The following is a 22,870-nucleotide window of genomic DNA, read 5'->3' on the forward strand; positions in this document are numbered from 1 at the left end:
CTAATTTCCCCAAAAACGAAGAAATAACGGAACGATGGATTCCTGTATTTCTTCGTTTTTGTGCTTATTGCTAGAAATAAAGGAAGGATTGCTTCCGCAAGAAACACGACTACAACTGTTAAAATGAACAAGAATGAACTAAGCGGTAGCAATCCGCGTCTATTCCTACAAAACATACAAGTGTCAATTGTACACGATGGACACAATAAAGTGTTTATTATTATTTCTATTTATAGGCTCATTGATGGTACAATCAGAGAACCGTAAAAAGACCCATGTGAGTTTTGGAACTAAAGCTAAGTGGAGTGATTCGATGATTACCAAATTACCAATTGAGCCGGTACTACCGGAATTAATAGAGGCATTGAGCTCGTCATCCAGTGCCGTACTAGTGGCACCACCAGGCGCAGGTAAAACAACCCGAGTTCCACTTGCGTTGCTGGAGAATCCGATGTTCGCAGGTCAGCGTATTTTGATGCTGGAGCCGCGCCGACTAGCTGCCAGAGCAGCAGCACGTTATATGGCTTCCGCCTTAGGTGAGCAGGTTGGCGAAACCGTCGGATACCGGGTGAGGCTCGACAGTAAGATCGGGCCGAATACAAGAATTGAAGCCATCACCGAAGGAGTGCTGACTCGTCTGCTCCAGAGCGACCCCTCTCTGGAGGGTGTGGGCATCGTCATCTTCGATGAATATCACGAGCGCAGCCTGCATGCAGACCTAGGCTTGGCGCTCTGCTTGCAAGCCCAGGCTGTTTTGCGCGATGATCTGCGCATTCTGGTCATGTCGGCTACGCTGGACGCGGAGCCTGTAGGAGCGCTGTTGAACGATGCGCCTATCATCCGTAGCGAAGGCCGTATGTTTCCGGTCGAGACGGTCTATCTCGACAAGCGTATGGAAGGCCGCATCGAAGCAGCCGCGGTGCGCTGTATCGTTAGCGCGCTGGACACGCAGTCGGGCGATCTGCTCGTGTTTCTACCGGGCGCAGGAGAAATCCGGCGGACTGAAGCCCAGCTGCGAGCACTGCAGCTGGGCTCTCACGTGCGGATCGCTCCGCTGCACGGCAGCCTGCCGCAGGAGGCGCAGGATTTGGCGATTGCGCCAAGCCCAGCCGGCACGCGGAAAGTCGTGCTGGCGACTACAATCGCCGAGTCGAGCCTTACCGTCGAGGGCGTGCGTATCGTCATCGACAGCGGGCTAATGCGCGTGCCCCGCTTCTCGCCGCGGACCGGCATGACACGCTTGGAGACGGTTACGGTCTCCCGCGCATCGGCAGATCAGCGGCGCGGACGCGCCGGGCGGCTTGAGCCCGGTGTATGCTACCGCCTGTGGACGGAGCAGGAGGACAGGCAGCTGGCCGCGCGCAGTACGCCCGAGATGCTCGAGGCAGATCTAGCGCCGCTGGCGCTCGAGCTCGCCGCATGGGGCGCAGCGCCGGACGAGCTGCTGTGGCTCGACCCGCCGCCTGCGGCCGCGTATGCGCAGGCGCGCGAGCTGCTAGGCCGTCTAGGCGCCTTAGCGGCAAACGGCACGCTCAGTGCCCAAGGTCGGCAGATGGCCGACCTTGGACTTCACCCGCGGCTCGCGCATATGATCCTCCAAGCCGTCCCGCTCGGCTTGGGTAGTCTCGCATGCGATCTCGCTGCACTATTGAACGAGCGCGATATATTGCGCGGCGACACTGCTTTTGATTGTGATCTGCGGCTGCGCCTAGAAGCACTCAGGAGCAACCAAGCCGAAGCTCAAGGATCATCGATGACCGCATCTTATCTGGGGTTTTCTGTGGATACAGCGGCCTGCAAGCGTATCCGCACAGAAGCTCAGCAATGGAAACGAGCTCTGGCGATCCATACAACTCAGCCATCAGATGTAAATATGTGTGGGCTGCTGTTAGCTTTCGCCTATCCAGACCGTATTGCACAGCGAAGAACAGCAGGACGCTTCCTTCTAAGTAACGGACGCGGAGCTGTTTTTACACAGCAGCAGGTGCTTAGCAATGCTCCCTACTTGGTGGCAGCTGAGTTAGACGATCTCGGGCCAGAGAGCCGAATTTATTCGGCAGCACCTGTCGACCTCGACGATCTGGAGCGCCACTTCAAAGATCAGATTGAAGTGGAAGCTTTGATCCTCTGGGACAAGTCAGCCCTGGCGGTTCGCGGTCGAAGCCGGCTGCGGCTCGGCTCGCTAGTTCTGAAGGAAGCTCCACTCGCCGCTCCCCATGCAGAAGATACACTTGCCGCGCTGCTAAGCGGCATTGCAGAGGAAGGGCTGGAGCTGCTGCCTTGGACGAAAGCCTCCCGACAATATCGGGAGCGTTTAAGCTTCATGCATCTCCACGACTCCAATTGGCCGGATGTTTCCGACCAAGCACTGCTGTCCTCGCTGAAGGAGTGGCTCGGACCTCATGTTTATGGACTGAAAAGTCGAGGAGAACTCCAACGACTGAATACAATCGAAGTGCTCGAATCCATACTCTCTTGGGATCAGCGCCGCGAGCTCGATTCCAATGCTCCAACACATATCGTTGTGCCCAGCGGCTCACGAATTCCTGTCGACTATAGCGAGCCCGCTTCACCATCACTTAACGTTAGGCTGCAGGAAATGTTCGGTTTGCAGGAAACACCCCGCATTGCCGGTCGTAAAGTTCCACTCACCCTGCATCTGCTATCGCCCGCCCAGCGGCCGGTGCAAGTAACTCAGGATCTAGCCAGCTTTTGGAAGAATGCCTACTTTGAGGTCAAAAAGGACCTCAAAGGCCGCTACCCGAAGCATTACTGGCCGGATGACCCTCTTGTTGCGATGCCAACAAACCGAGCCCGTCCACGTCCATAGTCCCTCATTTGAGGGGCTTTGGCTCTTTGTAAATCACAAATCAGCTTTCCTCAAATTAATTTATCTGCTAGATTTCGAATAATTCTTTAAATTTCATTTAATCACCTCATGCAAAAAAAGGAGCAGCAGCCGCAGCTTACTCCTCCTCCATCGATCCTCATTTAGCTTAAAAATACTAACAAAATTCAGCTCCACGAACCTTTGAAAATATCATCGTATCTCTTAAAGCACCATCAACACCACGTTCTTCACTGCGAAGAATGCCTTCTAAAGTAAAACCTAAACGCTGCGCGACTTGACTGCTTCGACTATTACGAGAGTCACATCTGATTTCGACACGGTTGGCATTCAAATGTTGGATAGCAAAGTTTGTAATCCCATCAGCAGCTTCAGTAATATACCCTTGTCCGCTAAAAGACGTACGTACCCAATAACCAATTTCGAACTTCCTTGCTTTCCAATCTATCCGATGCAAGCCACTGCTGCCTATGAATTGTCCGGTTTCCTTGAGCATTATGTGTAATCTAAGATCAGTGCGTTCTAGAAATTTTAATCGAGCCTGACGTACTCCTGCCTCTGACTCTTCGATGGATGGGAGAGCATGAGCCCACGGCATCCATGGGCGTAATTGTTCTATGCTTTCTTTGATCGCTTCATTTACAGCTGCTCCATCTTCCCATAACGGCGCTCGAATAATTAAACGATCCGTTTCAAAGCTCTCGGGTATTGAAAGTAGAATAGGGTTAAGTTCAGCGACGCCCACGAATACACCTCCATGAAATGAATAAATGTCCATTTAAAGGTTACGAACTACCTCAATCATCAATAAGAAAAATATTTACTCCCAAGGAAACTTCGTGATCAGATAATCTGCGAACTTCTTGCTTTCTTCTCTGCGATGCCTTCTCACTTCAGCTCGGTATAATGCGGTCTCGTGAAGTCTTTGTTCTTCTTCCGTTTCAGGCACGACTTGGGGCACCGGTACGGTTTTCTTGTTTTCATCAAGGGCTACAAAGGTTAAAAAAGCGGTAGCCGCAATTGCTCTTTCACCGTTTTGCAAATCTTCGGTGATAACCTTTACGAATACCTCCATGGAGCTCCTGCCGGTCCAGGTAACGAACGATTCCAAGCATACGGAGTCTGTCATGTGGATAGGCAATAGAAAGTCAACGGAGTCGGTTGAAGCTGTAACAACGCTAGCACGGCAATGCTTTGAAGCTGCAATCGAGGCAATGTCATCAATGTAAGCCATTAATTTTCCGCCAAACAAAGTATTGTGGTTATTGACATCTGTAGGAAAAACCCTTGCTGTCTTGTAGCATCTTGATTCCTTAACGAGTCTGGTTTCCATCCGTAGCGCTCCTCTATATGTATCTTTTATTACTGGAAAGTTGATTTCTAAATTTTAAAGCAATGAAACTCCGGAATCAAGATTTTTTCTCAACCTCTTTGTTATAATGAATGAAAACTAATGAAAGGTGGATTCACGATGATTAAACGCCCTGAAGCTGATGAGTATGCTCCCTATTACGAGAGATATATCAAGCTTGTTCCCTCCGGTGACCTTATATCCCATTTAAGAAGCCAACTGACAGATACATTGGAGCTGCTACAACCCGTACCCGATATGAAATCAAGCTACCGTTATGCCCCCGGCAAGTGGAGCTTGCGCGAAGTGGTAGGACATATGGTTGATACTGAACGCATCATGAGCTATCGTTTGCTTCGTGTCTCTCGTGGAGACGCGACTCCCATGGCTGGATTTGATGAAGATGCTTATGCAAAAGAGGCTAACTATGAGGCTTACCCGCTACAAAGTATTCTGGATGAATTCAGTACGGTCAGGAAATCGACTCTATTCATGCTCGAACGTCTGACGCCTGAAGCATGGGGATATTGGGGCACAGCAAATGACAGCAAGTTTACCACAAGAGCGTTGAGCTACATAATTGCAGGACATGAGCTTCATCATCGCAGCGTCATTCAAGCACGATATTTGTAAAGGACCCTCCAATTCCAAATCAACCCTGCATAAGTTGTGGCAGTAATCCACATGTACGCGTTGTCTAGATTGATTTACAGCATAGCTTTATGTGTTAATTCGTCGCATCAATCACAATAAGGATTAAGCTTTGCTCAACACAAACCCTGTAACATATAAATTCTTGCATGTTAAAGAAACCGCCCTGTCGCTTCCTTGATGTACAATCTGTGTTTGTACTTTAAATGGCGCCCTTAGCGGAACAACTCTTCCTTTATTGCAGCCTGAAAATTTCAAAAACAGAGAGATAAAAGAAGCGCTAATTCCTTTATCCCTCTGTTTTTGCGCATTGTGCTCATATTTGGCCTTACTAGCGGAAGTCCGACTTCCGCTATCTCCTTAAATTGGAGGCAGTAAATTGCATAAAGGAAGTCTCCATTCCGTTCCACTCCTAAAGGGCTCATAGAGGCTTTCCCCTATCTGTTTAAAAAGTCCCCCGCAATCATGGAATGAGTCTTCACATGACCATTTTCACTCTAACTATTTGAGCACGTAATCAGCTAAAACGCTTTGCAGCTCATAAATATTTAAGCTTTTGTTAAATTTCTTTCCAACAGGCACCGGATTGCCGCTTATCCAAATTTTCAGCTCTGCATCCAAATCAAATGTGCCTGCAGTTTCTATACTAAAGTGAGTTATGCTTTTATATGGGTAGGAGTGAAACTCCATCTTTTTGCCGCTTAAGCCTTGTTTGTCTACTAAGATCAGACGTTTATCTGTGAAAATAAACAAATCGCGAATGAGTTTATACGCTTTTTCGATCCGTTCTGACTTTGCCAGAACATGTGCCATCTCTTTTTGAATATCATCTAATTTTATTTCGGATGCATTCCCCATTAAACTATCGAACAATCCCATCAAAATCCCCGCCCTTCGTAAACACTATTTCTCCACCAAAATAGCATACCATATAAAGGAATATCCCAATAGAGCTCATAAGCACAGAAACCAACTATTCCTCTTCAAAGCGAACAACCAGCTCAATGATCTCCGACCTGCTCCCAATCCGGATTGGCGGGCCCCATGTTCCGTATCCTGACGAAACGATAGCATGGAGGTCACCTTTTTTTAAATACCCCCAATCCAATTCAAATATACGACTTGTTATGTAATGGTTAGGAGTCATTTGTCCCCGATGGGTATGACCTGAGAGCATGACGTCCACGCCTGCAGCAGCAGCTTTGTCCAACCCGTAGGGTTGATGGTCCATCAGAATCATCGGTAATGATTTGTCCACATCTGTAAGCAATGTTTCCAAATCCATTCTTCCATCCGACCCAAACCGCTCAACAGCCTTGTCCTTTCGGCCGATTACATAGAAGCTATTCTCAATCAGCACTGAACGATCAAGCAGCACTTCGATACCAATGGCGCTCATCTGACTGACGAATTCGTTAATATGGCCCCCGATATACTCATGATTGCCGAGCACTGCATAAATGCCTAGCCGCGACTTCAGCTGCTTCATGATGCTTCCCATATCTTGACGAATGAACGGCTTGATATCATCATCGATAATATCACCAGGCAGTAAAATCAAGTCTGGCTTCAACTCATTCATCTTTTCTACCAAAACCTGCAGCTGCTTATTGCCAACAATAGTTCCCAGATGGAGGTCGGATGCTACTGCAATTCTTAGCTCCTTCCGACCGCCTGCGCTTTTAGGAATTGTTATCTCATATTGACGAATTACCGGATTACGCGCATTCCAGGAACCACGAATCATTAGCACCAGTAGTATTAAGATCATTACCAGTCCAAGGAAAGGGATATATACAGTTTTTTCAACCGCCAATAGCGCCATCACCCATGCAGTGAGATCAGCAAAAGGCAGCATAACAAAAGTAAATAACATGATCGCCAGCCAATAAGCTCCTATCCATTTAAGAAAGCTGGAAAGACCATACGGTAGAAATCTTGAGCAAAGCCTTCCTATCACGTAGGAAAAAACGATGGACCAAAAGAAAAACCAATAAAGCGGTCCTGGATTGAAGTGAAATACATATTGAATCCATAATTGTCCATGCCAGCCGATATAAAAATTAATAAGCGTAAACACTAATAAAAATATAGCAATAATAAAATAAAAACGCGGCTTCATCCTCTGCAGCTCCTCATGATTGTTGAAAAATTCAAACCTGTTTGTAATCCTTCATTTAATACTCCTTCCTTATATCCGAAACAGCCCATTGTTCAAATGGCTTCTTATAATCATGCGGCTTCAATTGTTTCATAAGAATGGAGCGTTCTTCAACAGGCAATGCGATTTGCTCGTAAATAAATTGGTCGTCAAAACCGATTGCGGCAGCGTCTTCTTTACTGCAAGCATAATAGACTGCATCGGGTCTGGACCAATAGATAGCGCCAATACACATAGGACACGGTTCGCAGCTCGTGTAAATCTCGCATCCTTTTAATTGAAAATCATTCAAGTGCTTGCAAGCCTCTCGAATTGCCTGTACCTCGGCATGGGCAGTAGGATCGTTAAGTGATGTAACCAGGTTGCTTCCTCTCCCGATAATTTGGCCGTCTTTTACAACAATGGCACCAAAAGGCCCTCCTTGACCAGTCAGTACATTATCAACAGCTAATTGAATCGATTCCTGCATCCGTTTTTCATTTTCAATGGTCATTAACAAAACCACCCTTCTCTGCAAATTGGCAATATGCGGTTTTCAACCTGCTTTCATCATAATGGAAACACGCTGCCTTTTCAAAGGTTATCCGGAAGTCATCACGAGCTACATGTTTGGCTTCTGGATAAAATTAGATCATGCCCTACTTTTTCCGATATTCATGCCGTTGCTGACAACAGCTCTATCCGGTTCAGCTTGTTTGTCATTTATAGAAGCTGTTCACAATATATTACCTTGGAGAAACTAATGAACTTGGAATATAATAAGGTATTCTGTGTAATTCCATACAAGCACAAGGAGGAACCATCATGTCAAAAGTACATTTTGTGGCGGGTACGCCTAATGCATACATTCAAGAACCCGGTCTTATGAAGACTGCAGGTGAATGGATCGCCAAGTTCGGTAAGAAGATCTTTATTGTAACAGGTTCCAAATCTTGGGAAAGTGTCCAACCTCAGCTTACCGAGAGTCTAGCTGCAGCAGGTGTTGAGTATGAGGTGGCACCCTACCATGGAGAATGCTCCTATAATGAAGTAGCTCGTCTGCAAGCATTGGTTAAGCCTGAGATCGAATTAATCGTTGGCGTAGGAGCTGGCAAAGTTATCGACACCGCCAAAAAGCTGTCCAACGACTTGAATAAGCCGCTGGTTGCCATCCCTACATTGGCTGCCCAATGTGCTCCGGTTACTAATCTATCCGTCATGTATACGGATGAAGGTGTATATGTGGACTTTCCAGTATTCTATCGTAACACCTTATTAGTGTTAATTGATACCGATGTGATAGCGGCAGCTCCTGTACGTTATCTTGTTGCTGGTATCGGTGACACAATCGCCAAATGGTACGAGTCCACAGCCTGCTCTACTGGACGGACTCAGAACCTTCCCACCATTGGCGGCGTACAAGCCTCCAAGCTATGCTTTGATATTCTGCTGGCTCACAGCGATGAAGCTATCCGCGACGCTAAAGAGGGACGATCCTCGGAAGCCTTGCAGAAAGTAATCGACGCTGTTATTTTATTCAGTGGCTTGGTCGGTGGGCTCGGTGAGGATAACTGCCGTTCCGCCGCTGCGCATGCCGTTCATAATGGGCTGACTACTCTGCCCGAGTCACACCACTCATACCACGGCGAGAAAGTAGCCTACGGCATCATCACACAGCTCGTACTTGAAAATCGCCCTGCTGAGGAAATTAATGAGCTGCTTAGATTTTACAAGCAGATCGGTCTTCCCTCCAAGCTACGTGAGCTTGGCATCACAGAGTCGTTGAATGCTGAGCAATTGAATGAAATCGCGCGCGTATCTTTATCACCGGACGGCACTATGGGCAATATGCCATTTCTTGTTACTGCAGACATGCTCATAGAAGCGATTAATAAAGTCGAGCAATTATAAAACTTCTACAACTCTATTATTGAATCCAAACAAATAATAATAAGCATAACAAAGCATGTAACAAAATAAAGAGTACCCGACACCAATAGGCTGTCAGGTACTCTTATTTAGTATTAACTCCTCTGTACTCCCTCGCTTCCTAACCAAACCTCGATCTGGTGGGGAGGGAACTTGCAAATCAATCAAGCAGCAATCTTGGGGTGTAGCTCTCACTCGCTTACTCTTAAGGATCGACGTTCCTCTTTCTCTTACGGAACGTCAATCCGTTATTAGTCTTGCATCCTATCGAATTCATGATCTCACGGAACTACGATGCGTTATCTCCTCTCTAATAGGATAAAAACCCCCATTTTCAAGCAAATAAGTGATCGTAGTTCCGTTCCACTTGAATGATCACGTCTAAACCTTAAAATAACGCATCCTAGTTCCCTTTACTTCCCAATTGCTTGAACATAGGGGGCGATTCAATTAACCTTGGACCTCTGTCAAGAGTGTCTTAGAGGTAGCTTTCTATAGCATAAAAATCTTGTCAGAAAGTATATGCTCAGCTTGGCAAGATCCGACAAAACCTCCTCTTTTCCATCGTATATTTATTGGGCATATTGATGTAAAATATCCAAATACAACTCCAGAACCATCTATCTGAATGGCAGATATAGCATTATCAACCCACTATACAGGTATAGAATAGGAGAATAAAGATTATGAGAACCATTTATGAAAATTACAGAGGATTCCTAGTGAGCCAGGACGAAAAAAGATATCAAGCGACTAATCAAGAAATTAATATTAGCCATCCGAAATTGAGTGAGGTTCTAAATACTATCGATAAATACGTGGACGATAAATCGAATTAGGCAAAAAATCCCCTTTGCAGGGGAGAAATCGGTGGTTAAATTTACTTAAGCGCGTCCTTATCCATCTCATCGTGTAACAAATCATCGCTTGTACCCGAAAGCTTATAAAAAGGATAGCTTCCATATTCATTTGGATAATATCCATAATCATCACCCGGATGCTCCATAATAAAATAATCCTTGAGTACGGCTTTAAGTTTAGCAAACATGAGATAATCCTCCTTAACATGGTGGTTACTGTTAAGTGTTTTCTAAAAGATCATTTATTATACCCCGGTTTTTCTTCGCTGAACTGAATAAGGATCCATATCCCTTGTCAGCCTGAATGCTACCGACAAAAGGATTGGATCCTATAATTCAAAACAATGTTTATAGTTTTCTATATTTCGCAATCTCTTGCACGTAGAGATCACCGCCATGAGCGTCATAAACTACCAGAACAGGAAAATCCTCAACCGTAAGCTTACGAATCGCTTCTGGCCCCAGATCTTCGTACGCAACAACCTCGGCAGATTTCACCTTGTTTGCCAGCAAAGCCGATAAACCGCCAATAGCTGACAAGCAGACAGCTTCGTATTTCACGCATGCATCTTTAACTTCCTGGCTTCTCGGTCCCTTACCAATCTTTCCTTTGACACCATATTCATACATAGCTGGCGTGTAGGGGTCCATTCGGGATGCCGTAGTTGGCGCAATGGAACCAATAATTTGGCCTGGCTTCGGGGGTGTTGGACCGGCATAAAAGATAATTTGATCCTTTAAATTAACCGGTAATTCTTCGTTATTTTTTAACAATTCGAGCATTCGCTTATGCGCTGCATCTCGGGCAACGTATATAGTACCGTTGAGAAACACCTCGTCTCCGGCTTTCAGATTCAGAGCCTTCTCCCTTGTGAGAGGCGTTTCCAAATAAACTTTTGCCATGGTGAGAAACCTTCCTTTCTTTCCACTGCCTAAACAGGTTATTTAAATGACCTTTGAATTTTTGCGAGCTGCATGACATTGTATGTTGACCGCTACTGGAAGCGCAGTAATATGGCAGCCATAGGTCTCAACAGCAACCCAAATTGCCGTATTGGAGCCTCCCAAGCCCTGCGGCCCGATTCCCGTCTTATTGATATCCTCTAATAATTCCTTCTCAAGCTGGGCTATATGTTCTTCATGATGGAATGAGCCTACATCACGCAGCACAGCTTCCTTCGCAATCTCGGTCACTTTATCAAAGCTTCCGCCAATACCTACGCCAACTACAAGCGGTGGACAAGCTCTTCCTCCGGCAGCGATAATGGTGTCCAAAACAAATTTTTTCACACCTGCCACACCGTCACCTGGAAGTAAAAACTTCATCGCACTCATATTTTCACTGCCCCCGCCTTTTGGCAAGACAGTCAGCTTAATCTGCTCTCCAGGAACAATACGGGTATGAATGACTCCCGGTGTGTTATCATTCGTGTTTTTGCGAAGTAAAGGATCGGATACGATTGAATTACGCAGATACCCTTCCTTATAGCCCTTTCTAATCCCTTCATGGATAGCGCTAGTGAAATCGCCGCCTTGAATATGAACGTCTTGCCCAATATCGGCATATACCACAGTTAACCCTGTATCATGGCAATAAGGACGGTCTTCTGTAGCCGCCAATTGAGCATTCTCAATCAATTGATCAAGGATACTTTTGCCTAATGGCGATTCCTCTGTCTCACTCGCTCTGCGAAACCCATCTAGTATATCTTGGGGCAAATAATAACAGGCCTCCCAGCACATAACTGCAATGGTATCCCGAATTTGATCGGTATGAATTACCCGCATTTATATTCCCTTCCCTTCTCTGGCTGAATTTTTCACTCACTGATTAACTGTGTTTAAAATTCATTATAGTTTTCGTCCCATGCCATGCGTCAGGCTGGATTTCCCCCTAGCTTACTAACTTACTTACGTAAGCGCCTTCATCACTCTCTAAGTCTAGCACAGCCTTGAATTACAAAAACGATATTTTTTGCGCTTCATGTACCGTTGTATGCATTACTTGCTATCGATTTTTCTTTTAGGGCTGCAAAACAATTTGAATAACCCTAGCCTATGATTGCAAGTTTAGCTTCCCTCAAAGAAACAACTTAGAGATACTTATTAGTTCATCTCCAGTCTTGGGATACCGATCTAGCCATTCCTGTATGAGGCATTTCCATAATTATTTTCGTCCCCCGCTCCAGCTCGCTTTCAATTCGCAATCCATACTGATCACCGAATACCATCTGAATCCGACGGTGTACGTTAAGGATACCGATCCCGCCTTTTCTTCCCTTCTCATCTATCTCTCCATCAGCCAATCTGTTTGTATTGAGCTGCTCCTGCAAGCGGATTAGCTTGTCTCCTGCAATACCGATCCCATTGTCCTCCACGCTTATCCAGAAAATCTTTTCATCCATACCTCCATCAATCCGGATCATATGGTAATCCTCCAATCCATCCGGGAACGCATGCTGAAAAGCATTTTCCACTAAGGGCTGCAGCGTAAGACGAACCATCTTTTGCAATAAAAGCTTAGGACTAACCGCAACATCAATTTCGAATTCCCGGTTGATCCTATGTCGCAGCACGACCAGAAAATACATAACATGCTTCAATTCGTTCGCTACTGTAATTTCTTCCAAATTCGTCTGAACGGAATACCTCAGCATGTAAGCGAGTGCCTTTACGATTTCGGAAATTTCCTCCGATTCGCGGATGGATGCGTAGCAAACAATAACTTCCAAGGTGTTATACAAAAAGTGAGGATTGATTTGCAGCTGTAACGACTGAAACTCTGCTCTCTGCCGTTCCAACTGGATTTCCTGATTTTTCAAATCTGCCTGATATGCTTTTTCAACCAGCTCAGACAACCGATTGACCATCAAATTATAACGCATCATCAGCTCAACGATCTCATCACTATACTTGGGCAGCGGAATGATCGCCCAGTTCCCCTTCTCGGTCTCGCGCATTCCTTGCTTCAGGATTTTGATTGGACCGGTAATCGAGCGTCCGAATTGATACGCTAAGCCAAGGGCAAACAGCAACGTAAATAAGCCGACAATTAAGGTCGTTGATCGGATGTTCTCGACAGGCTTACGCTGCTCATCCAAAGGCATGGATACAACTAGACTCCATCCCGAATAATCCGATTTCATTGACATATAGACACGCTGCTCTCCGCCGCTATTATCCGTGAACATCGAAGGGCCTGCCTCAATTATCTTCTGTCTTAAGTCATTATTCATGGTAGTTCCAACTTGATCCGTTTGTGGATGGTAAACAGTACGCCCTTTATCATCCATGATGAAGAAGTAGCCATTCGGACCGAGCTCAACCCCTTTCCATAAAGCTGACAGATCGGCAGAACGGATTTCAATGGCCAGTACACCTTGCGGCGACGGATCGGAAAGTCCGCGGGTTTGCCTCACCAGGGTCAACATTTGGTTGGATTGATTACTCATAATACTATGATTTAAAATACCTAATTGTCCGTTTTCACTTGTGTTCTCCCTGAAATAATCCAGTTGAGCCTGCGTTTCAGCGGCTGTAAAGGTTGGCTGATCAGGGACCTCATTATAATAATATACGGCGTTCCCATTAAAGCTGATCACATAGATAGCAGCGATCTCTGGATTTCGTATAAACAGCGAATCCACACCTATCTCCTTAATTTGTTTGCGGTATTCATAAAACTCGTACTCATGCAGATTGCGTGGACGGTCAATGAATTGCTTCAGCTCGCGAATGGTTAACAGCGAAACAATGGAGCGTGAATAAGCCTTAAGATACAGATCGGTATGATTAACCGCATTGGTAACGATTTGAGTCATTTGGTTTTGTACAAGAATATCTAATTCCTTAGTAGACGTACGGTAGGAAAAGATACCAACGCTAGCTAAGGAAACTACAATGACGATAAAAAAGTAGATATACAGTTTGCGGTATAGGCTTCTCCTTTTCATTTATCTGATACCTATCCCGTACCGATATTCGGATGGCGAAACACCTACAATTTTTTTGAATGTTTTGGTGAAGTGCGGATAATCTTCATAGCCTACTTCCAATGCCACATCAACGATTCGAATATGCGGAATAGCCAACAGTTCCTTTGCTTTTTCCATTCGCTTATGAATCCGGTAGTGTACGAAGGTCACTTGAGTCGTCTTTTTAAAAAGCGCACTGAAATAAGTGGGCGTCAATCCCACCATCAAAGCTACCTGGTCTAGTGAGATTTCCTGGGACAAGCGGCTGTCGATATAAGCTCTGGCTTCCTCCATCGGATCTTTGAAATTTCCGTTACGTATGGCAAGCAGATCATTCGCCAACTGCTTAAGCCGGAACTCAAAAATGTCCATGGCTTCCTTCACACTGTTCGCAGTCACTTCTGTCTTGGCAAGACACGGTGAAAAGCGCCTCGTATGAAAGCGTTTAATTAACAAGGCGAAGCAATCCTGCAGCAGCTCATTGGTTTGCACTAGCGTCATACTAGACGACAAGACGGTTGCCCTCCATTGACCCGTCAACCGTTCCAGCTCATCCAATTGCAATGACCAAATACTCTGCTCCATCCGGTCGACCCACTCCACATACAAGGCAACCGACACATATCCCCGCACCGTTTTTTGCGTTAATTTATCGAGTACCTCATGAATGTCTGATTTTGTAACCGGTTTCAGCAAGTAGTGCTTAACGCCGTAATCCATACATTTTTGTGCATATTCAAAATCATTATAGCCCGATATAACAACGGTTTGAACACGCTCATAGTGCTCATGGATCGATTGGCACAAGCTTAAACCGTCCATTTTCGGCATCCGGATATCCGTTAATACAATATCTGGCGTCAGTTCATCGATGAGCTTTAAGGCTTCTTGCCCGTTCATCGCTGTCCGAATTCCTGTGAAGGCGGGTGTATAGGTTTGCACCATTTTAACAAGCCCTAAACTAATAATCGGTTCATCGTCTACAATGAGTATTTGCATACATATAACCCCCTTCTACCTTCCCTTGTACATCATTGCCCTTGGCTTGATCATACTGCCTAGTGCAATTTTCTACAATGGGAAAAGGTATCCGGGGGTTGTGTTTTTTTGTGATTATTTTACAGAAAGATCGTAAGCTCCATCCTTCTTGTTAAAGCGCTCCGTTGCTTCCTTAATAATTTCATTACCGCCCTTGCTCTTGTACTCCTCAATGACTTTAGGCCAGTCGGAGATCGGTTCCTTGCCGTAAATCATTTTGACCATATGATCAATTATTAATTTGGGTCCAACGTCTTGCTGTGGAGTCGCCAGATCAGGGAATTTAGCAAAGGTGCTTAGCTCCGGATTGAAGCCTATACCTGGAAGACCTTCTTTAGCCAATACATCATCAAATGCCTTCAACGTAGCCCTTCCATTATCATCCATCTCTAATCTCGCCTTGTTGTAAGTGGAATCCTGAGCTCCCCACAATGTACTGCGGAAGCCTTCCTCCTCATTCTCTTCCTTCGTCTTAGGAAATTTGTAGTTCACTTTACCGTTCTCCATCGTATACGTATCTCCTTCGATTCCGAAGGTGAAGAATTTAGCCGCATCATCCGTCGCCATCCAATCGAAATATTTCACAATGCCGATTGCAGTATCAGGCTTAACATTCTTATTGATATAGAAGGAACGTACAACAGGCGTGTAATAGAAGTAGCCCCCTTTACCCTCAGGACCTTTGGGCGATGGGATGACATCTACTTTGGCTGTAGGCAGCACCTGCTGGTTATTTACCCTGAAGCCGACAAGACCTGCTGCATTGGCTGACCATATACCCGCTTTGCCCCCGCTAATGTTCTTCGTATAATCGGTTGAGGAGATGGTGGCAAAATCTTTGGCTATCAGACCTTCATCATACATCGTCTTATATACCTGAAGTGCCTTCTGCATATTCTCCGAGTCGAAAAATTTCGGCACAATCTGCCCGTTTTGCAGCTCAAATTGATCTTTGTACGGAAGCACATCGAAAGCTCCCAGAATGGTATCCGCATACTTGAAATTTTCCCTCATCTGATACGGGTTCTCCACGCCCAGCTTCTTAAATGCCCTTAGAACATTCAAAAATTCATCCACAGTCTTAGGCGCAGCCAAGCCAGTCTTCTCCAACAAATCGGTTCGGACAAAGGTCCCGCGCCGCGAAGGATTGTTCAAATAGTCGGGTATCCCGTAGATTTTTCCTTTATAGGATACGGCTTCCCACGCGACCTTGGGGATTTTTTTCATCAAATTAGGCCCATACTGCTTCAGAAGGTCGTCAAGTGGAATGAACACTCCCGCTTCAACGGATCCGGACATCGCTTTATTAGAGGGCGTACCGATATTACCAACTACATCTGGAATGTCATTTCCGGCGAACATGACGCTCATTTTAGTTTCTTCGATAACCTTCACATCCAGAACCGTATTGGAGAGTTCTCCCAGCTTCTTCACCCATTTATCGTTATTGAGATCCGGAATTCGGGTATGGTAGCCCGTATTTACTGTCGTTGGAAAGGTGATCGAAAATTTCGTTGGCCCTTTATTAGCAGCAGTCGCAGGAGCTTCAGCAGCAGGAGCTTGATTACCGCCAGAGCAGGCAGCCAGACTGCTTACTGCTAATACCGCAACCAGTGATCCGCAGATTGCTTTTTTATTCCTCATTGATACCCCTTCTTTCAGCAAATGTATGCGCTGTCATCAGTTGATTAACTAAGTGACAAACCGCTATTACTGTTAATCTTAACGCAAGCAAACCTAGCATTAAATTGGAAATTTTATGTTGATATGTTATATTTTATGATTTTACAGAACCTACGAGCAGACCTTGTATGAAGTGTTTTTGTAGAAATGGGTAGACGAGCATAATCGGCAAAGTAGCTACAACAATGACGGCCATTTTAATGCCTTCGGGAGACAGCTGAGCTATGAGCTCAGAACTAATATCAGATTGGCCATAATTATCCGTAAACACAATCTCCCTCAGCCTTACCTGCAAAGGAAGAAGCGTCCGGTTGCTAATGTAATAAATCGCTGCCGAGTAAGCGTTCCAGTTGGACACCGCATAAATAATTCCCATCGTTGCCATCGCCGGTTTGGATAACGGCAGAATGATGTGCCATATGAGCCGCAGCTCGCCGCATCCGTCTATTTTCCCAGAATCGATCAGCTCACTTGGCAAATTCATAAAGAAGGAACGCATCACAAACAAATTAAACGCACTGATCGCCGTGGGCAGCATCAACGCCCATAATGAATTTAGCAGCCCAAGCTGTTTGATTAACAAATAATTAGGAATAAGGGGCGCATGAAAAATAAGTGTGACCAAAATAAAAATGAGGATGATTTTTCGCCCATTGTAATCCGGTCTGGATAAAGGGTAAGCTAGCGACGCCGTTGCCGTCAAATTGATAAGCGTACCGAAGCCCGCAATAATGACACTGTTACGAAATGCATACCACATCGATTTATCCGCCAAAATAACCTTATAGTTACCCAATGTAGGGTCAACCGGCCAGAAGGACACCCTTCCACTGTTAATCGCGGCATTGCTGCTAAGAGATTGCGCTATAACATGCACTATCGGAAGGATCATACTCAGGCCGATCACGATCATAAATATAACATTAAATTTTTGAAAGCTTCGCTCCGCTTTGCTAATAATCAATAGGTTCACCTCCTAAGCATCCTTAATATAGCCCGTCACCGTTCACTTTCTTACTCAGCGTATTGCCAATGGCGATAAGCATGAACCCGACTAGCGACTTGAACAGCCCGATAGCTGTCGTATAGCTGTACTGTCGATCTACTAAACCCGCTCGAAACACGTAAGTATCAATGATTTCTCCATTCTCACTGTTCAAAGGATTTAAAAATATGAAAACCCTTTCAAAACCGAAATCCAAAAAATTTCCGATATGCAGCAAAAACAGGATTGTAATCGTTGACATAATGCTCGGTATTGTAATGGAAAAAGTCTGCCTCAGCCGCCCAGCTCCGTCGATAACAGCAGCCTCATACAAGTCCGGATTGATCCCGGCTATGGCTGCCAAATAAATAATCGTTCCCCAGCCGCTATCCTTCCAGACTCCTGCTCCTACTAGAATACTTCGGATATATTCGTTATCTCCCAAGAAATAGATCGGTTCGATTCCGAACGTCCCCAGTACATGATTGACAAATCCAGTTGTCGGTGAAAGTAAACCTACTAGAATCCCGCCTACAATTACCCAGGACAGGAAATGTGGCATATACACAACTGTCTGCACAACGCGTTTGAATATAACGATCCGAAGCTCATTTAGTAGCAAAGCCAATATAATAGGTACCGGAAATGCGAACACTAAATCATACAAGCCAATCAAAATTGTATTTCTCAAAATGGTCAGAAACTCATCATAAGCGAACATCCGCCGAAAATGCTCAAGACCCGCCCATGGACTGCCGGAAATCCCCTTAAAGATGTTATAATTCTGAAATGCAATGACCGAGCCCATCAACGGTATATATTTGAAAATAATGAAGTAAAATAGGCCTGGAACCGAAATCAAGTAAAGCACCCAGTTTTTCGGCAGCACTAGCGGCTTCTTGGACATACGGGCTGAAAGCCCGTATGCTTGCTTGGTTGCCTCTGTTTTATTGCCCATAAATTTCCTCACCTTCCAGTTTCATCTTCCTTGTATAATCATACGATGCAGAGGCTCATGATTCCATGGAAATAGTTGCAGCCGGATTGTGTTTTTTTATGTTGTAAAAGCATACCTTTGCGCCGCGCTTTTATACAGCCACGCTTCCGCAAGCTGCAGCGCAGTATCCCGGTCTAACCAGCCGGCTTCTACCTGCTCATACAGATATTCGCCCATAAGCCGCTTTACTAGCAATATTTTCCCATAGCTCCATTCGATGCACCGTGCGTCCGAGGCGATTAGTGAGCATTTGATGCCCGGGAGCGCTTCGGATCGGTACTGCATGCAGTCACGGTATGTACTCGCGCGGAAATTAAACCACCACAAGCCTCCCAGATGAACATTGGGAAAGTTCCATGCCGCCTGAACTACATCGAGATTGTTAATTTCTGAAGCCACAACTAACTCGAACTTACAGCTGTACCTCTCAAAAAGTCCAGTTAGCTTAAGAATGCGCGCCGGATCGTTGACCGGAACCGCAGTACCGCACCAAGAGCGCTCTACGCCAAGAAATAATTGCAGGAACATCCCCTTACTTTCAAGCTCTTCGCAAATCTTATGAAGCAACCTCATCATGATCTGATCCTTAGTAATGCCGCGTGTTAATGGATAGGATTCATTGGCTCTAGCCTCGTATGCAGGAAGGGTAGTCATTATTCCGGTGCAGCCTAACTGCTGATAGTCATCCAACAGCTTGCTAATAACTGCGCACATTTCCTCAAACACAGCAGAAGGATCCTCGGCTTGATGAATGCTCTTGACCCATTCGCCCAGTCTTCCGTCGATACGCGGAATGAGCAGCGCATTTCGATTCATCCCTTGAAATTCAGCATGCTCCGGTATATTAACGACAAATCCGCGAATTTGCAGCTTATCCGCTACTTGTTGAGCCCAGCCATCACGCTGACTTGATTCACGTACAGCAGCATCGGCTCGGCGAACTGCAGCTTCATCCGACAGTTCTATGTCATAAAGTGTTTGGAACAGATTCGTAACGACCCAGTTCATCAAAGTATTTCTTGTAGCCCGATAGGCGGCAAGAAACTGAATGATTCTTTCTTCCTCCGGCAAATCCATCGCATCCGCAGGGTAGCCTGCTGCTTGAAGCTCACGGAAAAACCAAAAGTAATGGGCTATCTCCCAAAAATCTTTTGCGCAAAGTCGATCTCCTACCAGATGTGTGTGGGTATCTAATACAGGCAATCCGGCAACTTCCTTCATAAATGGTTCCCTATGCTGAGACATAAGCTCTCTTCCTCTCCGTTGGTTCTCTTTGGTTTCATTCATCCGCTTATTCATCTTAACTAAAAATTGAGCAGAGCTGAATTGAATAATTTACGGTGACTTGTCATCATTTACGCTGTTATATTAAAAGGAACAAGGCTATCCAGTAAGTCATAGACTTAATGGACAGCCTCGTTAGTAGGATACGCTGGAAGTTAAATCAAGATTATTCGGACTTCCCGTCTTGGCGGATATCTTCCTTCCTTTCCCATGCGGGATACACACCGGCGTTCCGAATAGCATATCCGTTCCAATCTCACATTCCATACCGTATACCTCGCGAATCATCTCCTTGGTTACGATATACTCCGGCAAGCCTTGAGAATGAATCCCCTTGTTGTGGACTGCGATAATATGGTGAGCGTACCGACAAGCTAAATTCAAATCATACAGCACCATCACAATGGTACGCTGTTCATTCTGGTTCAAATCATAAAGCAAGTCCAATATTTCTACTTGATGTGCCATATCCAGAGTAGCTACTGCCTCTCGTACCTGCTTTCAAGACAACCTTGCTTCTATCAGTATGGTTGTGGCAGCTGGGGTCGATTGTTACAGATATCCATAGATGGATGACGCTGAGTACAATCGACGGTTAACCTCGCAGCTGGAACAATTGCGGCTTGTAAAGCCCGATCTAATAATCGGCGATTATTTTCATCAGCCTCTCTACGAATCCTTAAAGCAGATTGCCCCTACGGTCATTTTGGATCATCATTTGGATTGGCGTATTATTCATATGAATATCGCCGAACTCGTAGGACGAGAAAAAGAGGCCATCCAAACGTTCCATCAATTAGATGAAAGAACCTTGGAGGCCCGTGATATATTGAGTGAAGTTCTAGGAAATGAAAGTGTAACTCTGATGCAGATATTACCGCAAGGTATAAGGATTCAAGGCGTAGTCAATCACCCATTAAACGAACTGCTATATTCAGAGCGCAGGCTTCATCCAGGTAATGCTGTCCCATTTAATAAAATGAGGGATGAATTACTTCCGGAACAATTTCCAACAATGGAATCCGATCATCTGTTTATTATCAAGTATTTAGGACATCCGGACGTTGAAGCTGTACTAGCCAAGCTAGAGCGAACTCAATCGTGGAAGTCCATTTCTGCAGTGGTTAACTATAAAGCACATTTCATCCCTAATTGGCTACAATCAAGCTGGACTCCGCTTGGGAGAAACCAGATCATTACTAAGCTTATCAACCTAATGGTGCGTTGATTTAAGTTCAAACAATTGCTTCCTAACTCGAACGAGCAATTAGGATTTAATAGATCCGACCATCATACCTTTAATGAAGTGCTTTTGAAGGAACGGATATACTAGCATAATCGGAATGGTTGCAACAACGATTACCGCCATTTTCAGTCCTTCTGGTGAAACGGACAGCAGCAATTCGGAGGATACGTCAGCTGAACCCAAGTTGTCCGTGATTACTATTTCACGCAACCGTACCTGTAGGGGGATCAAAGATCTGCTGCTGATGTAGTAAATAGCTTGGGAATACATATTCCAATTCCCGACTGCGTACATGATCCCCATCGTCGCCATAACCGGCTTGGATAACGGAAGAACAACACTCCAAATCATACGGAACTCGCCACATCCGTCCATTTTGGCAGAGTCAAACATCTCCGTCGGCAAATTCATGAAGAAAGACCGCATAACGAATAAGTTATAGGCACTAATTGCGCCTGGAATTATCAATACCCACAAAGTATCGAGCATATGCAGATTTTTTAGCAGCAGGTAATTCGGAATAAGAGGTGCATGGAAAATCATCGTAAACAACACTAGTAACAGCGCCGGTTTTCTGTAAATATATTCGGCACGGGACAACGGATAGGCTAAGCTTGCCGTTGCCGTCAAATTAATTAATGTACCAAACACGGTGATTATGACACTATTTCGGAAAGAGACCCAGATGGAAGGATCCTTCAAAATCATATGATAGTTTTCAAGAGTAAAACCTACTGGCCATAGCCCAACCGTTCCACTGTTAATCGAACCTGCGTTACTGAAGGATTGTGCAATCACGTTCAGGATTGGAAGAACCATGGTGAGTCCGATAACGAGCAGAAAAATCATATTAAATAGTTGGAATGCACGCTGTCCTTTAGTTAAAATCACGTTTTTTACCTCCTTTTGCCTGAAATTAAGTTAGTATAGACCGTTTCCAGTCGTTTTTTTACTCAGCGTGTTACCCAGCATAATGAGCAATAAACCAATAACCGATTTGAAAAGTCCAATTGCTGTTGTATAGCTATACTGACGATCAAGAAGACCGGCACGATAAACGTAAGTATCCAGAATTTGACCATTCTCACTGTTAAGCGAGTTTAAAAATACATAAACGCGTTCAAAGCCAAAATCTAAAAAGCTTCCAATGTGCAGCAAGAACAAAATAGTTATCGTAGGAAGGATCGAAGGCAGGGTAATCGACATGACTTGGCGAAACTTGCCTGCTCCATCGATTTCAGCTGCCTCATATAGATCTGGATTAATACCCGCAATAGCAGCCAAATAAATAATTGTGCCCCATCCGCTATCCTTCCAAATGCCTGAGCTAATCAGAATCGAACGAATATAGCTGTTTTCCCCAAGGAAATAGATAGGTTCAATGTTAAAGAGGCCTAGAATATGGTTAACTATCCCTGTAGTGGGTGAAAGTAACCCGATGATAATCCCGCCTACAATGACCCAGGAAAGAAAATGCGGCATGTAGATGATCGTTTGTAAAGCTCTCTTGTAGCCAGTGAAACGAATTTCGTTTAACAGAAGTGCCAGTATAATCGGTATCGGAAATGCAAACACCAGATCATACATCCCGATAAGCAATGTATTTTTTAATATAACGAGAAATTCCTCATAAGCGAACATCCGTTTAAAGTGTTCAAAACCAACCCATGGGCTGCCCGTTATCCCTTTAAAAATGTTATAGTTTTGAAAAGCAATGGATGATCCCAACAAAGGAATATATTTAAAAATGACAAAATAAAAAAGCCCTGGAATAGAAATCAAATACAAAGGCCAATGTTTAATAACAAACGCTCTTTTCGCCTTTTTCGATGTAAACGTGTATAAAGTTTGTCCAGAAGAATCCGTTTTTGACGCCATGATTGT

At 44.9% G+C, this 22,870-nt stretch carries 20 protein-coding genes and 1 pseudogene; 4 read left to right on the top strand and 17 right to left on the bottom strand.

Translation table 11 applies throughout. The features are described from left to right. The first annotated feature begins 313 nt into the window (after window positions 1-313). Window positions 314-2,830: an ATP-dependent helicase HrpB gene (hrpB, locus tag GC093_RS29160; RefSeq protein ID WP_171655627.1), complete on the top strand. Its 2,517-nt coding sequence runs from the start codon at window positions 314-316 to the stop codon at window positions 2,828-2,830. A gap of 175 nt (window positions 2,831-3,005) precedes the next feature. Here hrpB and GC093_RS29165 read toward each other — a convergent pair whose 3' ends face one another. Both GC093_RS29165 and GC093_RS29170 read right to left on the bottom strand, forming a co-directional pair. Next, window positions 3,006-3,593, bottom strand: coding sequence for a GNAT family N-acetyltransferase (locus GC093_RS29165; protein ID WP_312886630.1), 588 nt, complete (start codon window positions 3,591-3,593; stop codon window positions 3,006-3,008). Window positions 3,594-3,668: 75 nt separating this feature from the next. Then, the gene (locus GC093_RS29170; protein WP_171655460.1) at window positions 3,669-4,181 is read right to left on the bottom strand and encodes an acyl-CoA thioesterase; all 513 of its coding nucleotides are present in this window, start codon (window positions 4,179-4,181) and stop codon (window positions 3,669-3,671) included. A 138-nt stretch (window positions 4,182-4,319) separates the two neighbouring features. Here GC093_RS29170 and GC093_RS29175 point away from each other — a divergent pair, with 138 nt between their 5' ends. Continuing rightward, window positions 4,320-4,832 (top strand): DinB family protein, encoded by a 513-nt coding sequence (locus GC093_RS29175; protein WP_171655461.1) that lies wholly within the window; start codon window positions 4,320-4,322, stop codon window positions 4,830-4,832. Between the two features lie 519 nt (window positions 4,833-5,351). Here the strand turns inward: GC093_RS29175 and GC093_RS29180 are convergent. The 3 genes from GC093_RS29180 to GC093_RS29190 all read right to left on the bottom strand — a co-directional run bounded on the left by GC093_RS29180 (window position 5,352) and on the right by GC093_RS29190 (window position 7,504). Further along, a complete protein-coding gene (locus tag GC093_RS29180; protein WP_171655462.1) occupies window positions 5,352-5,729 on the bottom strand; it encodes a PH domain-containing protein in 378 nt (125 codons plus the stop codon). Between the two features lie 94 nt (window positions 5,730-5,823). Continuing rightward, window positions 5,824-6,972: a metallophosphoesterase gene (locus GC093_RS29185; protein ID WP_171655463.1), complete on the bottom strand. Its 1,149-nt coding sequence runs from the start codon at window positions 6,970-6,972 to the stop codon at window positions 5,824-5,826. A gap of 55 nt (window positions 6,973-7,027) precedes the next feature. Next, on the bottom strand, window positions 7,028-7,504 hold the full coding sequence (locus GC093_RS29190) for a nucleoside deaminase (protein ID WP_216624905.1): 477 nt from the start codon (window positions 7,502-7,504) through the stop codon (window positions 7,028-7,030). A gap of 311 nt (window positions 7,505-7,815) precedes the next feature. On the opposite strand from GC093_RS29190, the gene GC093_RS29195 reads away from it, so the two are divergent. Then, a complete protein-coding gene (locus GC093_RS29195) occupies window positions 7,816-8,901 on the top strand; it encodes an iron-containing alcohol dehydrogenase family protein (RefSeq protein ID WP_171655464.1) in 1,086 nt (361 codons plus the stop codon). An 898-nt stretch (window positions 8,902-9,799) separates the two neighbouring features. Here the strand turns inward: GC093_RS29195 and GC093_RS29200 are convergent. From GC093_RS29200 to GC093_RS29245, 10 genes and pseudogenes are all read right to left on the bottom strand, one after another. Next, window positions 9,800-9,967: a hypothetical protein gene (locus GC093_RS29200; RefSeq protein WP_171655465.1), complete on the bottom strand. Its 168-nt coding sequence runs from the start codon at window positions 9,965-9,967 to the stop codon at window positions 9,800-9,802. Window positions 9,968-10,127: 160 nt separating this feature from the next. Next, window positions 10,128-10,682 (bottom strand): Fe-S-containing hydro-lyase, encoded by a 555-nt coding sequence (locus tag GC093_RS29205; RefSeq protein WP_171655466.1) that lies wholly within the window; start codon window positions 10,680-10,682, stop codon window positions 10,128-10,130. A 42-nt stretch (window positions 10,683-10,724) separates the two neighbouring features. Further along, complete coding sequence (locus tag GC093_RS29210; protein ID WP_171655467.1) at window positions 10,725-11,567, bottom strand: fumarate hydratase; 843 nt, start codon at window positions 11,565-11,567, stop codon at window positions 10,725-10,727. Window positions 11,568-11,890: 323 nt separating this feature from the next. Beyond that, entirely contained in the window at window positions 11,891-13,732 is a 1,842-nt protein-coding gene (locus GC093_RS29215; protein ID WP_171655468.1) for a cache domain-containing sensor histidine kinase, read from the bottom strand. After that, window positions 13,733-14,752, bottom strand: coding sequence for a response regulator transcription factor (locus GC093_RS29220; RefSeq protein WP_171655469.1), 1,020 nt, complete (start codon window positions 14,750-14,752; stop codon window positions 13,733-13,735). It lies immediately after the preceding gene. 114 nt (window positions 14,753-14,866) lie between these two features. Beyond that, window positions 14,867-16,435 carry an extracellular solute-binding protein gene (locus GC093_RS29225; protein WP_171655470.1) on the bottom strand — a complete coding sequence of 523 codons (1,569 nt, stop codon included), beginning with the start codon at window positions 16,433-16,435 and terminating at the stop codon, window positions 14,867-14,869. A 133-nt stretch (window positions 16,436-16,568) separates the two neighbouring features. Beyond that, on the bottom strand, window positions 16,569-17,438 hold the full coding sequence (locus tag GC093_RS29230) for a carbohydrate ABC transporter permease (RefSeq protein WP_246315614.1): 870 nt from the start codon (window positions 17,436-17,438) through the stop codon (window positions 16,569-16,571). A 22-nt stretch (window positions 17,439-17,460) separates the two neighbouring features. Continuing rightward, window positions 17,461-18,366 (bottom strand): ABC transporter permease, encoded by a 906-nt coding sequence (locus GC093_RS29235; RefSeq protein WP_246315676.1) that lies wholly within the window; start codon window positions 18,364-18,366, stop codon window positions 17,461-17,463. Between the two features lie 147 nt (window positions 18,367-18,513). Further along, window positions 18,514-19,743, bottom strand: a complete 1,230-nt coding sequence (locus tag GC093_RS29240) for a glucuronate isomerase (protein WP_246315616.1) — start codon at window positions 19,741-19,743, stop codon at window positions 18,514-18,516. 132 nt (window positions 19,744-19,875) lie between these two features. Next, window positions 19,876-20,229, bottom strand: a pseudogene (locus GC093_RS29245) (ATP-binding cassette domain-containing protein); the annotation flags it as partial. Window positions 20,230-20,308: 79 nt separating this feature from the next. Between GC093_RS29245 and GC093_RS29250 the strand changes: the two are divergent. Continuing rightward, entirely contained in the window at window positions 20,309-20,968 is a 660-nt protein-coding gene (locus tag GC093_RS29250; RefSeq protein ID WP_171655473.1) for an ABC transporter substrate-binding protein, read from the top strand. Window positions 20,969-21,007: 39 nt separating this feature from the next. Here the strand turns inward: GC093_RS29250 and GC093_RS29255 are convergent, their stop codons facing one another. Together GC093_RS29255 and GC093_RS29260 are read right to left on the bottom strand one after the other, a co-directional pair. Beyond that, entirely contained in the window at window positions 21,008-21,835 is an 828-nt protein-coding gene (locus tag GC093_RS29255; RefSeq protein ID WP_171655630.1) for a carbohydrate ABC transporter permease, read from the bottom strand. Between the two features lie 72 nt (window positions 21,836-21,907). Continuing rightward, window positions 21,908-22,864 (bottom strand): ABC transporter permease, encoded by a 957-nt coding sequence (locus tag GC093_RS29260; RefSeq protein WP_171655474.1) that lies wholly within the window; start codon window positions 22,862-22,864, stop codon window positions 21,908-21,910. Between the last annotated feature and the right edge of the window lie 6 nt (window positions 22,865-22,870).

The organism is Paenibacillus foliorum, from assembly GCF_013141765.1.
Lineage (GTDB): Bacteria > Bacillota > Bacilli > Paenibacillales > NBRC-103111 > Paenibacillus_S > Paenibacillus_S foliorum.

Coding starts and splice junctions, on each gene's coding strand:
- GC093_RS29200 (WP_171655465.1), bottom strand. CDS start 9,967: ATGTTTGCTAAACTTAAAGCCGTACTCAAGGATTATTTTATTATGGAG.
- GC093_RS29185 (WP_171655463.1), bottom strand. CDS start 6,972: ATGAAGCCGCGTTTTTATTTTATTATTGCTATATTTTTATTAGTGTTT.
- GC093_RS29225 (WP_171655470.1), bottom strand. CDS start 16,435: ATGAGGAATAAAAAAGCAATCTGCGGATCACTGGTTGCGGTATTAGCA.
- GC093_RS29255 (WP_171655630.1), bottom strand. CDS start 21,835: ATGATTTTTCTGCTCGTTATCGGACTCACCATGGTTCTTCCAATCCTG.
- hrpB (WP_171655627.1), top strand. CDS start 314: ATGATTACCAAATTACCAATTGAGCCGGTACTACCGGAATTAATAGAG.
- GC093_RS29205 (WP_171655466.1), bottom strand. CDS start 10,682: ATGGCAAAAGTTTATTTGGAAACGCCTCTCACAAGGGAGAAGGCTCTG.
- GC093_RS29175 (WP_171655461.1), top strand. CDS start 4,320: ATGATTAAACGCCCTGAAGCTGATGAGTATGCTCCCTATTACGAGAGA.
- GC093_RS29240 (WP_246315616.1), bottom strand. CDS start 19,743: ATGAATGAAACCAAAGAGAACCAACGGAGAGGAAGAGAGCTTATGTCT.
- GC093_RS29180 (WP_171655462.1), bottom strand. CDS start 5,729: ATGGGATTGTTCGATAGTTTAATGGGGAATGCATCCGAAATAAAATTA.
- GC093_RS29215 (WP_171655468.1), bottom strand. CDS start 13,732: ATGAAAAGGAGAAGCCTATACCGCAAACTGTATATCTACTTTTTTATC.
- GC093_RS29195 (WP_171655464.1), top strand. CDS start 7,816: ATGTCAAAAGTACATTTTGTGGCGGGTACGCCTAATGCATACATTCAA.
- GC093_RS29210 (WP_171655467.1), bottom strand. CDS start 11,567: ATGCGGGTAATTCATACCGATCAAATTCGGGATACCATTGCAGTTATG.
- GC093_RS29235 (WP_246315676.1), bottom strand. CDS start 18,366: ATGTCCAAGAAGCCGCTAGTGCTGCCGAAAAACTGGGTGCTTTACTTG.
- GC093_RS29170 (WP_171655460.1), bottom strand. CDS start 4,181: ATGGAAACCAGACTCGTTAAGGAATCAAGATGCTACAAGACAGCAAGG.
- GC093_RS29220 (WP_171655469.1), bottom strand. CDS start 14,752: ATGCAAATACTCATTGTAGACGATGAACCGATTATTAGTTTAGGGCTT.
- GC093_RS29260 (WP_171655474.1), bottom strand. CDS start 22,864: ATGGCGTCAAAAACGGATTCTTCTGGACAAACTTTATACACGTTTACA.
- GC093_RS29190 (WP_216624905.1), bottom strand. CDS start 7,504: ATGACCATTGAAAATGAAAAACGGATGCAGGAATCGATTCAATTAGCT.
- GC093_RS29250 (WP_171655473.1), top strand. CDS start 20,309: ATGGATGACGCTGAGTACAATCGACGGTTAACCTCGCAGCTGGAACAA.